The sequence below is a fragment of the Micromonospora sp. RB23 genome (assembly GCF_053585025.1).
The window spans coordinates 6,663,145-6,676,929 of sequence record NZ_CM132111.1 but is presented as its reverse complement, the minus strand read 5'-3'; the positions used below and the strand labels follow the sequence as shown (position 1 = coordinate 6,676,929).

General features: G+C 72.4%; 14 protein-coding genes. 7 read left to right on the top strand and 7 right to left on the bottom strand.

The genetic code is table 11. The features are described 5' to 3' along the window. Nucleotides 1–5: 5 nt before the first annotated feature. Genes ACTFTM_RS30540 through ACTFTM_RS30515 form a run of 6 tightly spaced genes read right to left on the bottom strand, consistent with a single transcriptional unit; the run spans nt 6 to nt 7,779 of the window. Nucleotides 6–1,181 (bottom strand): M23 family metallopeptidase, encoded by a 1,176-nt coding sequence (locus ACTFTM_RS30540; protein ID WP_449563754.1) that lies wholly within the window; start codon nt 1,179–1,181, stop codon nt 6–8. Next, on the bottom strand, nt 1,178–1,735 hold the full coding sequence (locus ACTFTM_RS30535) for a hypothetical protein (RefSeq protein ID WP_449563753.1): 558 nt from the start codon (nt 1,733–1,735) through the stop codon (nt 1,178–1,180). The genes ACTFTM_RS30540 and ACTFTM_RS30535 overlap by 4 nt, the downstream gene beginning before the upstream one ends. After that, nucleotides 1,732–3,684 carry an MFS transporter gene (locus ACTFTM_RS30530; protein WP_449563752.1) on the bottom strand — a complete coding sequence of 651 codons (1,953 nt, stop codon included), beginning with the start codon at nt 3,682–3,684 and terminating at the stop codon, nt 1,732–1,734. The genes ACTFTM_RS30535 and ACTFTM_RS30530 overlap by 4 nt, the downstream gene beginning before the upstream one ends. A 1-nt stretch (nt 3,685) precedes the next feature. Next, complete coding sequence (locus tag ACTFTM_RS30525) at nt 3,686–7,042, bottom strand: ATP-binding protein (RefSeq protein WP_449563751.1); 3,357 nt, start codon at nt 7,040–7,042, stop codon at nt 3,686–3,688. A gap of 46 nt (nt 7,043–7,088) precedes the next feature. Continuing rightward, a complete protein-coding gene (locus ACTFTM_RS30520; RefSeq protein ID WP_393221499.1) occupies nt 7,089–7,451 on the bottom strand; it encodes a hypothetical protein in 363 nt (120 codons plus the stop codon). A gap of 13 nt (nt 7,452–7,464) precedes the next feature. Continuing rightward, on the bottom strand, nt 7,465–7,779 hold the full coding sequence (locus tag ACTFTM_RS30515; RefSeq protein ID WP_053654780.1) for a hypothetical protein: 315 nt from the start codon (nt 7,777–7,779) through the stop codon (nt 7,465–7,467). A 345-nt stretch (nt 7,780–8,124) separates the two neighbouring features. Here ACTFTM_RS30515 and folP point away from each other — a divergent pair, with 345 nt between their 5' ends. The 7 genes from folP to ACTFTM_RS30480 all read left to right on the top strand — a co-directional run bounded on the left by folP (nt 8,125) and on the right by ACTFTM_RS30480 (nt 12,684). Continuing rightward, the gene (gene folP, locus ACTFTM_RS30510; RefSeq protein ID WP_449563750.1) at nt 8,125–9,009 is read left to right on the top strand and encodes a dihydropteroate synthase; all 885 of its coding nucleotides are present in this window, start codon (nt 8,125–8,127) and stop codon (nt 9,007–9,009) included. Next, nucleotides 9,006–9,371, top strand: coding sequence for a dihydroneopterin aldolase (gene folB / locus ACTFTM_RS30505; RefSeq protein ID WP_422737283.1), 366 nt, complete (start codon nt 9,006–9,008; stop codon nt 9,369–9,371). The genes folP and folB overlap by 4 nt, the downstream gene beginning before the upstream one ends. Next, a complete protein-coding gene (folK, locus tag ACTFTM_RS30500) occupies nt 9,368–9,895 on the top strand; it encodes a 2-amino-4-hydroxy-6-hydroxymethyldihydropteridine diphosphokinase (protein ID WP_449563749.1) in 528 nt (175 codons plus the stop codon). Before folB ends, folK begins: the two co-directional genes overlap by 4 nt. A gap of 19 nt (nt 9,896–9,914) precedes the next feature. Beyond that, on the top strand, nt 9,915–10,445 hold the full coding sequence (locus ACTFTM_RS30495) for a DUF3180 domain-containing protein (protein WP_355052490.1): 531 nt from the start codon (nt 9,915–9,917) through the stop codon (nt 10,443–10,445). 118 nt (nt 10,446–10,563) lie between these two features. Then, on the top strand, nt 10,564–11,778 hold the full coding sequence (locus tag ACTFTM_RS30490) for an ABC transporter permease (protein ID WP_449563748.1): 1,215 nt from the start codon (nt 10,564–10,566) through the stop codon (nt 11,776–11,778). Nucleotides 11,779–11,830: 52 nt separating this feature from the next. Further along, a complete protein-coding gene (locus ACTFTM_RS30485; RefSeq protein ID WP_449563747.1) occupies nt 11,831–12,139 on the top strand; it encodes a hypothetical protein in 309 nt (102 codons plus the stop codon). 44 nt (nt 12,140–12,183) lie between these two features. Beyond that, a complete protein-coding gene (locus ACTFTM_RS30480) occupies nt 12,184–12,684 on the top strand; it encodes a hypothetical protein (RefSeq protein ID WP_449563746.1) in 501 nt (166 codons plus the stop codon). Nucleotides 12,685–12,788: 104 nt separating this feature from the next. Here ACTFTM_RS30480 and ACTFTM_RS30475 read toward each other — a convergent pair whose 3' ends face one another. Then, nucleotides 12,789–13,784 (bottom strand): ABC transporter ATP-binding protein, encoded by a 996-nt coding sequence (locus ACTFTM_RS30475; RefSeq protein WP_449563745.1) that lies wholly within the window; start codon nt 13,782–13,784, stop codon nt 12,789–12,791. Between the last annotated feature and the right edge of the window lies 1 nt (nt 13,785).

Below are 13,785 nucleotides of genomic sequence, written 5' to 3'. Positions count from 1 at the left end.
CGGCCTCACTCCGCGGCGCGCAGCGGAGCGCCCCGCTCGCGCATGAAGGGGATGGGGTCGGTCGCGCCCCGGCTGGACCGGTCGCTGCGGAGGTGCACCTCGAAGTGCAGGTGCGGCCCGGACGAGTTGCCGCTGCTGCCAACCTGCCCGATCACCTCGCCGGCCGGAACGATCTGGTCCGGCGAGACCCGGGGCTGCACCACCATGTGGCAGTAGCGGGTGATGTAACCACCGGCGTGCAGGATGTCGACGAACCAGCCGCAGCCACCCTTGCCCGGATACCCGTCCACGTCGCAGCTCCGGCGTCCCCTGTTGTCCGGGTCGCAGCGGGCCACCAGCACTCGGCCGGCGGCAGCGGCACGGATCTCGGTACCCTTTGCCGCTCCGATGTCGACACCGTTGTGGCTGGGACGATCGGCGGTCCGGAAGCCGGAGCCGACGTCTCCGGAGATCGGCGCAGTCCAGCCGGAGGCGGCGATCTGACCGCGCTCGGCCGCGTCGCACACCGCCTTGCCGTTGATCTGTACGGTGCGGGCCGCACCACCGGCGAGTGCGTCCACGATCGTGCTGGCGAGTTCCTCGTGCTTCGCGTACGCGTCCGGATAGGCGCTGACCTGGACCTGCTGCGCCACCACGGTCAACGGTCGGTGCTGCCAGCTACGGACCTTGACGAGCTTCTCGTAGAACTTCCGGGCGGTGTACGCGGGTGTCATGCGTTCGGCGATCGATCCCCAACCCGGACGTTGCTGGAAGAGACCCAATGAGTCGTGGTCGGCGCCCACGCCCTCGTGCGGCAGGGCGAGCGACTCGGGCACGTCACTGTTGGCCAGGTTGCGCAGGGCGGACTCCTGCATGGCCGTGGCCAGGGCGATCACCCACCCGCGGGAGGGCACCCCCATATCCTGACCGACCTTGATGATGATCGCCGCGTTGCGGACCTGCGCGTCGCCGTACTCGGTGAACCGGGGCAGTTCGCCGGTGATGTCGACTGGCCGTACCGGCCCGCAGCCCCAGCCGGCCAGGGTGTCACCGTTCTCCGCATCGCCCCCGAGCCCGCTCAGGAAGAACGCCGCGGTCCCCCCGGTGCAGCAGAGCAGAAGCAACACGCCAGTGACTACCGAGGCGATCACACCGGCCCGGATCGGCCGACGAAGAGCGCGGCCCGCTCGGCCGGCGGTCACTGTCGTTCCCAATCCACCACGTCGACCAGCCAACTCTTGTCCGAGATCACCAGCTCCAACCGGAGGCGGCCGGTGTCGAGTGGCAGCAGCACCTCGACGAAGGTCTCGGTGCGCGACCGCACCGTCGGTGGGCCGGTCACCTCCTCGGCCGGTACGCCGCCCGGCTCGGCGCCGGCCAGCTTCTCGGTCAGGGCCGGCGTCGACATCGGCCGCAGACCGGCCTGCCACTGCTCGGCTGTCATGCCGGGCCGGCCGAGCCAGGCCGACGCGAATCGGTCCGCGATCTGCTCCGGTGTACGGGCACCGCGCGGAGTGACCGGCGACGGTGGGGCCTCGGTGGCGACGAGGCCGTCGTCGCCGGCCGTCGGATCGACGGTGGTGATCGGTCGGTTCGGCCGGTTGCTCAAACCGTCCGCAGGGTCGGCCGGACCGGACGCCAGGCGCGCCGCTCCGATCACCCCGAGGATGAGTACCGCGATCACCGCGGCCACTCCCAGCCGGGAACGCAGCGCCCGGGTGAAGAGGAACTCCAGGGCCCGTCGCATCGCTGTCACCGAGCCTCGGAACGCACCCGCGGTCCGGTGCGGTCCGGCGCACGTTCGGTGGAGCCCGGCCGGTAGACCACGAACGACGGGTTCTCCGCCGGAACGTCGGGTTCGGTCCAGGTTGCTGGCTGGCGGCGACGGGGCCGCGGCGGCACGGGACGATCTCGGCCGCCGGTCTCCCCGGTCGGCGCCTCGTCGGAGCGTTCCTGACCATCAGGTCTGGCGTCGTCGGTGCGCCGGCTCCCCGCCGGGGCGGGTGCCGGCGTCGGCGGCGGGTCTTCCCGGCGGGCCTCCGGGCGCAGCCGGGTCTGTTCGGCGTCCGGCGACCGACGGCGCCCACCCACCGGTTCCACAGTGCCCCCGGGTTCCACGATGTCGAGTCGCGCCGCCACCCGCATGTCCCGGAAGAACCGACGGTGCCAGGAACCGGCCGAGCCGACCGCCTCGCTGCTGTCCTTGCCGCCGAGCTGGGTGATCCGTCGGTACGGCCGCAGTAGTAGCCAACCGACCACGCCGCACAGCCACACCAGCACCACCTGGAGCCATCCGGGGAGTGTGGGCGTACTCATGATCAGATCGACCGCGAACAGGTAGATGGCGGCACCGGTGCCGAAGATGGCGATGTTGAAGATCGCGGCGACGACGGCGTTCGCCAGCCGTCGCAGGCCGGCGCTGGCCGGTCGGAGCAGCCCCACGGTGCCCAGGATGGGCGCCGCGATCACGGCCCATCTGAAGATGAGGAAGCCCAGCAGGACCAGCAGCGACGCCGTCAGGTCGAACATGGCGAACAGCACCGAGGCCAGCACCGCGATGAATCCCGCCCCGACCCGGTCCATGTCCCGGACACCCTGGAGGTACTCGTACGCCTCCGGGTCCTCGGTCTGGATCTGCTGGGCCACGCGCGCCCACTGCTGCTGCTTCGCCTTGATCGTCGCTTCCCGGGTGGCCGGGTTGGCGCGCATTGACTGGGCTTCGCCCCATGTCAGAGATCGCGCGTCGTACAACGCCGGCCCGTACTTGCGGGCCGTCTCGCTGTCGGCCGATCCCAGGACCCCCCGGACCCAGTTTCGGTAGAGCATGGTCTCGGTGGCGGTATCGCTGGCCCTTACGGCGGGTGTACGTAGGTCCTTGCAACGGTCCGGATCAATGCACCGATCGGGGTCGGGCTCCTTTGCTTGCGGACCCACCGCGTCGTGAACCACACCGAGGCTGGTGACCAACGTGCCGTCCGCGATGTTCGCCGACTTCACCGGCCAGGCGGCCAGCGCGGTGACCGCGACCATCACGAGGAGAGCCCAGCCCGCGGTGGTCATCGCGTTGCTCATGTCCGACTGGCGGGAGCGCCAGAGCAGGTAGAGCCCCACCACGCACAACGTGACGATCCCGAAAACGCTGAACACCTTCTCGTAGACGGCCTTCGTCGCCTTCTCTACCAGCGGGTCCGCCCAGCCCCACATGGACCGGGGATCCCAGGCGCGCTCGCGCAACGCGTTGGAGGCGCCGACGATAGCGGTGGCGACCATGAACTCACCGTTCGCCACCGTGGTGGTGAACTTGTAGTCCGGATGTAGGACGCTTGATGCGCAGCCGCCGTCGATGTCGTAAGTGTTGTAGCTGTAACCCGCGTACCCGTAGAGGCTGTAGCGGCCGGCAATGCCGTTCGCCGCCTCGGCGGGTGGTGCTGCGGCGAACCAGCCGGCGAGGCCGGAGTCGGGGGTGCCCGGGGTCGGCGCGTTGCGGCACTTCACCTCGTCCTCGCTGACCTCCTGGAGCTTTCCCACGCAGGCCCGGAAGTCGGCCTGCCACTCGGCGGTGGTGCAGAGTTCGGCTCGGGCCTGGGTGACGGGTGGGGCGGCTGCGGCCGCTTCCGCGCCGAGCAGCGGCCAACTGAGGGTGGCCGTCGCCAGGACGCCGAGCGCGAGCAGGAACGACGCGATCCGAACCCGGGCCCCAGCCATGTCACGCCTCCAGATCGGGCAGGGAGATGCTCGGTAGGACTCCGGCCGCCGCAGCGATCGCGGCGGGCGTCGTGTCGAGGTGGTCCAGCAGGCCGTCGACGTACGACACGTCGACCCGGACCTTCTGCACCCGGCCGTCGACGTCGCGCATCACGAACTCACGGAAGCCGAGGCGGGAGGCCGAGTTGCTGTCGGCGGCGGAGAGTGAGGCCAGGGTGGCCTCGTACCCGTCGTTGACCGGCACCCGCAGCAGTCGCAGCGCCTCGGAGGCGATTTCGGCGTCTTCGGCGATCCGGCCGACGAAGACCGTCGAGACCAGGTTCTGCACGTCGAGGCCGAGGATGTCGCGGGGGTTCTGCGAGGCGACGAGCGCGGCGAGGTTCCACTTGCGGGAGTCACGGGCGAGCCGGACCAGGAACGAACGTCCGGACCGCCAGCCCTCCATGAAGTGCGCCTCGTCGAGGCCGACGAGTTTGCGGGACGACATCGACCCGCCGTAGCAGCGGCGGACGGCGAGCCGGTGCGCGGTGTGCAGCATCGGCAGGGCGAGGGCTTCCTCGGCCGACCAGTACTCACGTTCGATCTTGAGGTCGGGCAGCCGGAGCCCGGCCATGGTGATCACGGTGAGCGCCGCGTCCGCGCCGAGCAGCCCTTCGGGTGGCCGGCCGAAGAACAGCATGGCGAGCGGCATCTCGGCGGTGTCGAGGAGGAGGTTCGCCAGTTCCTTGCCGGCGTCGTCGTCGAGCCGCCCGAGGCAGCTCACCACGTCGTCCAGGGTGGACGTCTCCTCGGCGGGTACCTGCCGGACGGCGTGCCGGAACAGGGTGGCGGTCGACGCCTCCCGGGCCACCTGCGGCGGCACGAGCATCATGCAGATGTCCTGGACCAGCATCCGGCGCTCGGCCCGAGCGTTGGAGACGGCGATCTCGAACTCGCGGTCGCCGGCGGCCCCGCTGGCGAACTCGCTGCGCAGGGGCGTGGGGATGAGCGAGTACGGCGCCAGGGTGCCGTGCTCGGACCCGGTCAGGTTCAACACCCGGGAGTACGGGCGCAGCTCGGGCATGGCGCAGAGCCGGGCCAGTGGACCGGACGGGTCGAGGAGGGTCACCTGCACACCCCGTCGGGCGGCGAGGTAGCCCAGCGCGCCGAGCAGGGTCGACTTGCCACCGCCCGGCTCGGCCACGAACACCGCGAGCCCGGAGCGTTCGCGTACCTCCATGGGGAAGTGCAGGTCGAGGAAGACGGGGCGACGGCAGGTGCCGGCGGTGCGCCCGATCAGGTCGCCACGGCGGTCGCCGACGGTGGAGGCGGCCTGGGGGAGCGCGGCGGCGAGCAGCGGGACGGGCATCCGACGGACGTAGCCGGTGTTGGCGATCGGTTCGCCGGGGATGAACTCGCGGGCGAGCCAGTCCTGGTTCTTCGGGTGCTGCAAGGAGATGCGCAGCTCGCGGGAGTAGAGCTGGATGAGCCGACGGGCCCGCTCCAGGCACTCCTCCCTGGTCCGGCCGCCGACCGCGATGCGGTGCCAGCCGTGTGCGCGTGCCGAGTCGACGGGTAGCCCGGTGGTCATCTCGTCGCCGATCACCAGGGCCCGCTTGGCGAGGCGTTCCAGCTCCGGGGGCGCGTCGATGCCGTGCTCGGCGTAGTCGAGCTGCTGGGAGCGGATCATGCGCAGCCGGTGTTCGAGGTTACGGAACGAGTCGCCGGAGCCGAGGATGTCGACCCGGGTGGAGATCTCCATCGGCCAGGGCAGTCGTTCGTGGAAGTGCAGCCACGGTTCGTGCCGTTCCGGGATCTCCAGCGGTTCCATACGACCGACGGCGAGCACGGCCACGTGCCGTTCCTCGCCGGTCATCCGGTTGACGAGCTTGACCGTCGAGCCGTACGGGGTGCGGTAGCGTTCCACCTGTTCGGTCAGGGCGAGCAGGTCACCGCGCTCCCAGTTCCCGTCGGTCACCGGCGAGAGCCGACCCGGGGGCGCCATGCAGAGCGCGACCGAGCGGTAGAGCAGCCATTCCAGCTCCTGCGCGGTCACGCGTCGGCCGCGCATGCCGAACGCGCCGAGCACCTCGTCGAACTGCTCCACCGTGCGACCCAGCTTGCGACGTTCGCCCTCCGCCGTGCCGCGGCCGAAGGTGCGGAGCAACCGTTCGGTCATGGAGTCGCCGAGGGAACGACGGGCGAAGGTGACGCCCAGGTAGGTCTGCCCCTCGGCGTGGTTGACCGCCATGAGGTGCCGTTGGGCGGCGACCAGATGGTCCGCCCAGCCGGTCGTGCCGGGAACGTCGGGTAGCGGCGCGGCGGTGTGGGTGTCGATGGTGCGCGCCCACTCGTCGGCCGGGAACGGTCGGGTGGTCCGGCGCAGGTGCAGCCGGAAGCCGGCGAGGCCCGCGTACTGCTCGGAGATCGCCGAGAGCAGCGCCTCGCGTTCGGCGTCCGGGCGGAAGGCCCAGCGCACCTCGGGCAGCCAGTACCAGGCGGTCACCGTGTTCGGCGTGAAGGTCAGGTGGCCGGCGATCTCGGTGATGGCAAGCTCGACCGACGGGTCCCGGTCACCGAACTTGATTTTCGGGGCGCGGACCCGGACCGGCTTGATCGGCCGGTCCTGACGGCTCGCGGCTCGCGGGCGGGGCGTGGTGACCTCTTTACCGACGCCCGTGGGTCGCTCCGCCCGGGCGGTACGGCGTGGCGCGCGTTCCAGGGCGGGCCGGTCGGCCGGCGCGGTGCCCGGCCCCGCCGACGACGTGGTCGGCTGCTCTGTCGGGGCGCTCGGACGCTCCACCGGCGCCGCCGTCTGCGCGACCGACGTGGCCCGGGACGCCGGGCCGGTGGCCGTCGGCGCGGCTGCGGCGGTCTGCTCGACCTCGGTCGTGGGCGGCAGCGTCGGCCGTCGGTCGCCGGCCTGGTGTGGCACGCGGGTTTCAGCGGTCGGACGGATGTCGGACCGGTGGCCTCCGCTGGGGGAGTCGTCGGGTGTCCACGGTGGCTCCAGCTCCGGAGTCGGCCGGGCCGGTGTCGGCGGTTGCTGCGGGATCGCCGGTTGGCGGCGGCTGGTGGGAGCCGCCGTCACGGCCCGGGGGCCACCGGGCCGCGCGCCGCCGAACAGGTCCAGAAATGGTGAGTCGATGTCGGCGTTCTCGCCGGCCGAGACCGCGCTGGGCTCGGCCGGCGGCGTCCGGCGGCTGACCGGCCGGGGCGCCTGGAACACGCCGACCGCGCCGTGGCCGGGCGAGGTCACCAGCGCGGGATCGAGTGCGACCTCGTCCTCGGGTTCGGGGTAGTCGAATGACTGCGCACGGTGACTGGGCGGCACGGCCGGGCGGCCGGCCGGGGAACCCGGCGTGGAAGAGCGACTCATGCGACCGCCTCACCCGCGTGAAACAGACCGATCGACGTACCCCCGGTCATGCCAGCTCCTCCCGGATCCTGATCCGGCTGCCGACCAGACGTGGGTCGCGCTGCTCGACCGCCGGCTCCCGGGTACGTCGCCAGTCGGTCAGCGCGGTGCGGATGACCACCCGCGCCGGCCGGTCCGGGTCGACGTGCCGGAAGATGAACGACGTGGTCACGATGGCGAGCGCGATCTCCCAGGCAGGGAAGAGGTCGACCGTCAACGTGAACAGCCAGTGGATGAACATGTAGAGGGGGACGAGCAGGATGAAGAGCCCGTACTGGGCGTAGGGCAGGTGGACCGGAAGGGTGTAGCCGGGCGGCCCGAGGTAGACCAGGCGGGCCCGGTAGATGTCGTCGTCGGTGCGCAGCCGCATCTGGTGACCGCGCCTATTCGAAGATCAGGTCGATCAGGTAATCGCCGACGAAGAAGAGTGTTGCCGCGCCGGCGATGAAGGCCAGTCCGACGATGGCGATCGCGGAACTCGTCAGGACCTTGGAAATCTCGCCCCGGCTGGCGCGACCGATGAAGATGACGCCCAGGACCGCGAGCAGGATCGGCGCGATCTTGCTGGCGAAGAAGGTGACCACACCGTTGGTGTCGATCCCCTTCGGCGCCGGCTCGGCGAGCGGAGCCGACGCCAGGGTGGAGAGCGCGTGGGCGACGCCGGACGACGCCGTCTCCATGAGCTCGAAGGCGATCACTGGAACCTCCCCATATCGCGGCCGGCGGAGCCGCGGCGGTGCAGTAGGCAAGCCTGGCGGGAAATCTGCAGACAGGGCGCAGCGATTTCGACCCTGTGTTCGTTACTCACCACGGAGAGTGGCGAGCTTTGGGCGGTTTTTCCCCGCTTCGGCCCTCCCTCCAGACTTCGCCATCTCCATGCTGGCCAATTCCAAAGCGTACGGGCCGCCCCGGATTGCGACAAGCCGCGAACGGGCTGCCCGTTGCTGCCCGGACGACCGATCGTACACCTGTTCCAATGCGCACGTCAGGGATGGTCGACCCGGGTCGCCGAGCTCCGTCGCCACGACCGGTACCGTCTAGTCGTGACCGATCTGGTACGGGCTCCGGGCCCGGTGGTGATGGGCGTCCTCAACGTCACGCCGGACTCCTTCTCCGACGGCGGACGGTACGCCGACCTCGACGCTGCCGTCGGACACGGCGTCCGTCTGCGCGAGGCCGGGGCGGACCTGGTCGACATCGGCGGCGAGTCGACCCGCCCGGGCGCCGACCGGGTCGACGCGGCGACCGAGGCCGAACGCGTACTGCCGGTCATCCGCGAGCTGAGCGCCGCCGGGGTGCCGGTCAGTATCGACACCAGCCGCGCACGGGTGGCCGAGGCGGCGCTGGGCGCGGGCGCCGCGGTGGTCAACGACGTCTCCGGCGGACTGGCCGACCCCGACATGGCCCGCGTCGTCAGGGACGCCGGCTGCCCCTGGGTGCTCATGCACTGGCGTGGCCACTCCCGGCAGATGCGCGACCTTGCCAGCTACACCGACGTGGTCATCGACGTACGCGTCGAGCTCGGACAACGTGTCGACGCGGCGCTGGCCGCCGGGGTCGCCGCCGACCGCATCGTCATCGATCCCGGTCTGGGTTTCGCCAAGACGGCCGCCCACAACTGGGAACTCAGCGCGCGCCTACCGGAGCTGCTGGACCTCGGATACCCGCTGCTCTTCGGCGCCAGCCGCAAGTCGTACCTCGGTCGCCTGCTCGCCGCCGCCGACGGCACGCCGCGACCCACCGCCCAGCGGGAGGCCGCCACCGTGGCCACGAGCGTGCTGGCCGTCGCGGCCGGCGCCTGGGGTGTGCGCGTGCACGACGTGCGGGCCACCGTGGACGCGCTCGCCGTCTGGACCGCCACCGGCGGGCCGCGCCTCGCGTCCGCGCACTGCAAGGAGCGGACCGGCGGGCGGGAGGGAGACCGATGAGCGACCGGATCCAACTGACCGGCCTACGGGCCCACGGCCGGCACGGGGTGTACGACTTCGAGCGGGAACAGGGGCAGGACTTCGTCGTCGACGCCGTCCTGGAACTGGACCTCGCCCCGGCCGCCGCCAGCGACGACGTCACCGCCACGGTCCACTACGGCGAGCTGGCCGAACGGCTGGTTGCCGTGGTGACCGGGGAACCGGTCAACCTGATCGAGACCCTGGCCGACCGGCTGCTCGCGGTCTGCCTGGCCGACGAGCGGGTCGTCACCGCGACGGTCACCGTGCACAAGCCGGAGGCGCCGGTGCCGCACACGTTCACCGACGTGGCCGTCACGATGACGCGGACGCGTACCCGGTGACCCGGGCCGTGCTGTCGCTCGGCAGCAACCTCGGTGATCGCCTGGACCACCTCCGGACGGCCGTCGCGACGCTGGGCGACGCCGTGCTGGTGGTCTCCGGGGTGTACGAGACTCCACCGTGGGGAGACGCCGACCAGCCCGCGTACCTCAATGCCGTGGTGCTCGTCCAGGACGGGAGCGCGACTCCCCGCGACTGGCTGGAGCGGGCCCACGAGGCGGAGCGCGTGGCCGGTCGGGTCCGTGACCCGCGGCGGCGGTTCGGGCCGCGCACCCTCGACGTGGACGTGATCGCGGTGTGGGGCGACGACGGCGAGCCGGTGCTCAGCGACGAGGAGGAGTTGACCCTCCCACACCCTCGCGCCCACCTGCGCGCGTTCGTGCTGCGACCGTGGATCGACATCCAGCCGTACGGGCGGTTGCCCGGCCACGGCTGGCTGACCGATCTGCTCACGTCCGGCCCGGCCGCCGACGACGCGCTGGAACTGCGTCCCCGGCCGGAACTGACGTTAGAGTCGACGGCATGACCCAGTGGAGCCGGCCGGCATGAGCCAGGCGAAGTCCCCACCGCCGGGCCCGGACGGGTCGCGGATGGGCCCGACCCGGATCTCGACGCTGGTCGTGGCCGCCCTGGCCGCGGCGGCGGTGGCCTGGCTGCTGATCAGCGCGTTCTACTACAGCGGCATCCCCCGCCTACCGTGGCTGCCGGTGGTGACGCTTGCCGCGCTCGCGGTGCTGGAGGCGTACGCGGCCGTCAACACGCGTGGCCGCATCGACCGGAAGCCCGGTCGGGATCCCGTCAATCCGCTGCTGGTGGCTCGGTTCGTGGTGCTGGCCAAGGCGTCGGCGCTGGCCGGGTCCATCTTCGCCGGGTTCTACGCCGGACTCAGCGGGTGGCTTTTCGTGGAGACCACGCGCGCCGCCACCGAGGACCGGCCGGCCGCCGGGGGCGGGTTGCTGGCGTCGCTGGCGCTGGTGGGCGCCGCGCTGTGGCTGGAGCGTTCCTGCCGCGTCCCGGAGCGTCCGGACGACGAGCACGAGCAGGACCAGCGGGAGAGCCGCCCCGGCCAGCGCTGAGCAGGGGGTTACGCCCGGCTCCGGCCGCGGGTACGGTGCCTCCGATCGGAGAGCAACGGCCGCCCCGGTCCGTCCGTGTGCCGGGACGGGAGCGGCCGGCCACTGGGGAGGCGGTGCCATGGGGTACGAAGACACGGACCGGGAGCGGTCGGTCGACCCCACGCCCGCGGTTCCCGCCGCCGTCCTGGAGAACGTCTTCGACGATCCCACCCACGGCGAGCCGGGCCGCGACCGTGTCGGCGTGCACGTGTGCTGGGAACTTCTGCTGCTGGCCGGGCTGGCCGCCCTGGGCTGGCTGCTCTGGCGGGCCGATCCGGACGCGCTGCGCGGTGCCGACCTGCGCACGTTGCTCGTCGACGCGGTCGGCCTGGGGCTGCTCGCTCTCGCCGCCGGCCTGAGTCTGCGTACCGCCGTCCCGAACCTGGCCGTCGGGCCGGTGGCGGTCGCCGCCGCGCTGCACTACGCGGAGCAGGGCGACCGGGGGCTGAGCCCGTCCGTCGGCTCGGCCGTCGTGGTCGCCGCGGTGGGTGGTCTCGTGCTGGCGTTGGTCGTGGTGGGGTTGCAGGTACCCGCCTGGGCGGCGAGCCTGGCCGGCGCCGTCGGCGTGGTGGTGTACATCGAGCGCCGGTCGGCGCCGGTGCTGGTGCAGGGTGACTACGACCCGCGGCGGACGGCCGGTTACCTCTTCGCCGGGTTCGCCGCCGTCGCTGTCCTCGGCGGTCTGTTCGGCGCGATCCGGGCGATCCGCCGGCTGGTTGGTCGGTACCGGCCGATCGCCGACCCGGCCCGCCGCCGGGGTGCGCTGGCCGCCGTGGTCGCCGCGCTGGCGCTGGTGGGCTCCACCGTGCTGGCCGCGCTCTCCGGGGTCCTGCTCGCCGCCAATCCTCCCGGCGTGGTCACGCCCACCTCCGGGCTGGACTGGACCGTGCTCGCCATCGGCGTGTCCCTGCTCGGCGGGACCAGCGCGTACGGGCGGCGCGGTGGCGTGTTCGGCACGGTGCTGGCGGTCGGCCTGGTCACGGTCTTCGAGGCGTACGCGCCGGAGCGCGACTGGTCGGTGAGCCGCTGGGCGGTGGGCGGGGTGGCGCTCGGTGTCGGGCTGTTGGTGACCCGGCTGGTCGAGACGTTCGGGCGGCCCCGGCCGGGCGCCGTGGAGAAGCCCGAGCCCGTCGCCGACGGCACGATCAGCTCGGGTTGGAGCATCCCCCGACCCCAGGCGGCCGACAACTGGCCTCCGACGCTGCCGACGCCGCCCGCACCGGAACCGGCCGACCCGTGGCGTGACCCCCGCTGGGAGGACAGCCCGCGGCGCTGGGACGCCGGTGACCGGTGAGCCGTGTCGCGTCCGCCGAGCCGGCGGTGATCTCGCCCGTTAGGCTCGCCGCATGACCGACACACCAGCCGCCGCCCCCGGCGGAACCTCGTTCGAGGAACTCGACGCGCTGTCCACGGAGGAACTGCGGGAGCGGGCGTTCGCCCGGGCCCGGGAGCGTCACGACGTGGGCTTCTACTGGTCGGTGCTGCGACACCTGCCGAACGCGGACGAGGCCACGGTGCTGGACGGCGCGCCCAACTCGATCGGTCCGACGATCGACGAGGCGAACGCGTTGTGGCGGGAGCTGACCGGGCACGGCTACGAGGAGTCGGCGCCGCTGCTGCGGGCCGCCTTCATCGACTACCTGCTGAAGCACTGAGCCGCCCGACGCAAGCCAGGTCCGGCCGGTCGGCGGGTCGGATCATGGGGCTCGTCCGTTCGGGTCCGGTCACCGGCTACGGGACGGCCGCCGGTACCGGTGCGCTCGCCGTACTGCTGCTGGTCGGCATCTGTGGCAGCCCGGCGTACACCGGTTGGGCCGCCACGACGCTGACCGATCCGACCTCGGCGGGCGGCTTCTACCTGCGCCTGCTCGCCTGGCCGGCGTGGCGACTGGACGCGGACGGGCAGGCCGGTGGCCTGTTCGCCGCCGACCTGCGGGCCGTTGCGCTGGTGCTCCTCGCGGTGGCGCTGCTCTACCTGCTGCCCGCCGCGCAGGTGGCCCGGGTGCCCGGCCCGGTGAGCCAGTTCTTCTCCGGCTGGGCCGCGTACGTGCTGGCCGGCGGGCTCGCCGCTGTGCTGGCGGCGCTGCTCGGCCCGGACCCGTCGCTGCTCAAGGCGTTGCAGGATGCGAGCACCGGCGCCGGCTACGGCTTCCTCACCGGCTGGATCATCGGCACCGCGAGTCTCGGCGGCCGGGCCTGACCAGCCAGGGCCGAGCAGGCTAGCCAGCCAGGGCCGAGCAGGCTGAGCAGGGTGGGCAGCCAGGCCGGGTGGGCCCAGCCGGCCAGCGCCGAACAGGCCGGCGTCTAGCGACCCGGGCCGAGCAGGCTCTGACGGCTGAGCGCGCCCACCGGGCGGCCGTCATCGGTCACCAGGAGCCGGTCCTGCCCCGACGTCAGCAGTGCCGCCAGGGCGTCGTACGCCGTGCCGTCCAGCCCCACGGTGGGCAGGTCCGCGGGGGCGTCCCCGGGCACGGGCTCCAGGGACTCGCGGTCGAGCGGCGTGACCGCCAACCGGCGGATGCCCCGGTCGGCGCCGACGAACTCGCGGACGAACGCGGTGGCGGGTGCGCCGAGCAACGCGGCCGGCGTGTCGTACTGCTCGAGGTGCCCGCCCTCGGACAGCACCGCGATCCGGTCGCCGAGCCGGACGGCCTCGTCGAGGTCGTGGGTGACCAGCACGATCGTCTTGCGCACCTCGGCCTGTAGGCGGAGGAACTCCTCCTGCAGGCGCGCCCGGACGATCGGGTCCACGGCCGAGAACGGTTCGTCCATCAGCAGCACCACCGGGTCGGCGGCGAGCGCGCGGGCCACGCCGACCCGCTGCCGCTGACCGCCCGACAGCTCGTGCGGATAGCGGCGGCCGAACTGGTTCGGGTCCAGTCCCACCAGGTCGAGCAGTTCGTCGACCCGGGCGCGGGTCCGCTGCCGGGACCAGCCGAGCAGGCCGGGGACGGTGGCCACGTTCGCCCGGACCGTCTGGTGGGGGAAGAGGCCGACATTCTGGATCACGTAGCCGATCCGGCGGCGCAGCCGCACCGGGTCGGCGTCCGTGACGTCCTCGTCACCGAGCATGATCCGCCCGGCCGTCGGCTCGATCAGACGGTTGATCATGCGGAGCACCGTCGACTTGCCGCAGCCGGACGGGCCGATCAGCACCACCAACTCGCCGGCCCTGACGTCCAGGCTCAGCTCCCGGACGGCCTCGGTGCCGTTCGGGTAGCGCTTCTGGATGCCCTGCAGGGAGATCGACGCCGCGCGAGGGGATTCGGCTGCGCCGGGGGCCTCCGGGGTAACGTCCACG

Coding starts and splice junctions, on each gene's coding strand:
- ACTFTM_RS30530 (WP_449563752.1), bottom strand. CDS start 3,684: ATGGCTGGGGCCCGGGTTCGGATCGCGTCGTTCCTGCTCGCGCTCGGC.
- ACTFTM_RS30525 (WP_449563751.1), bottom strand. CDS start 7,042: ATGAGTCGCTCTTCCACGCCGGGTTCCCCGGCCGGCCGCCCGGCCGTG.
- ACTFTM_RS30520 (WP_393221499.1), bottom strand. CDS start 7,451: ATGCGGCTGCGCACCGACGACGACATCTACCGGGCCCGCCTGGTCTAC.
- folB (WP_422737283.1), top strand. CDS start 9,006: ATGAGCGACCGGATCCAACTGACCGGCCTACGGGCCCACGGCCGGCAC.
- ACTFTM_RS30495 (WP_355052490.1), top strand. CDS start 9,915: ATGAGCCAGGCGAAGTCCCCACCGCCGGGCCCGGACGGGTCGCGGATG.
- ACTFTM_RS30490 (WP_449563748.1), top strand. CDS start 10,564: ATGGGGTACGAAGACACGGACCGGGAGCGGTCGGTCGACCCCACGCCC.
- ACTFTM_RS30485 (WP_449563747.1), top strand. CDS start 11,831: ATGACCGACACACCAGCCGCCGCCCCCGGCGGAACCTCGTTCGAGGAA.
- ACTFTM_RS30480 (WP_449563746.1), top strand. CDS start 12,184: ATGGGGCTCGTCCGTTCGGGTCCGGTCACCGGCTACGGGACGGCCGCC.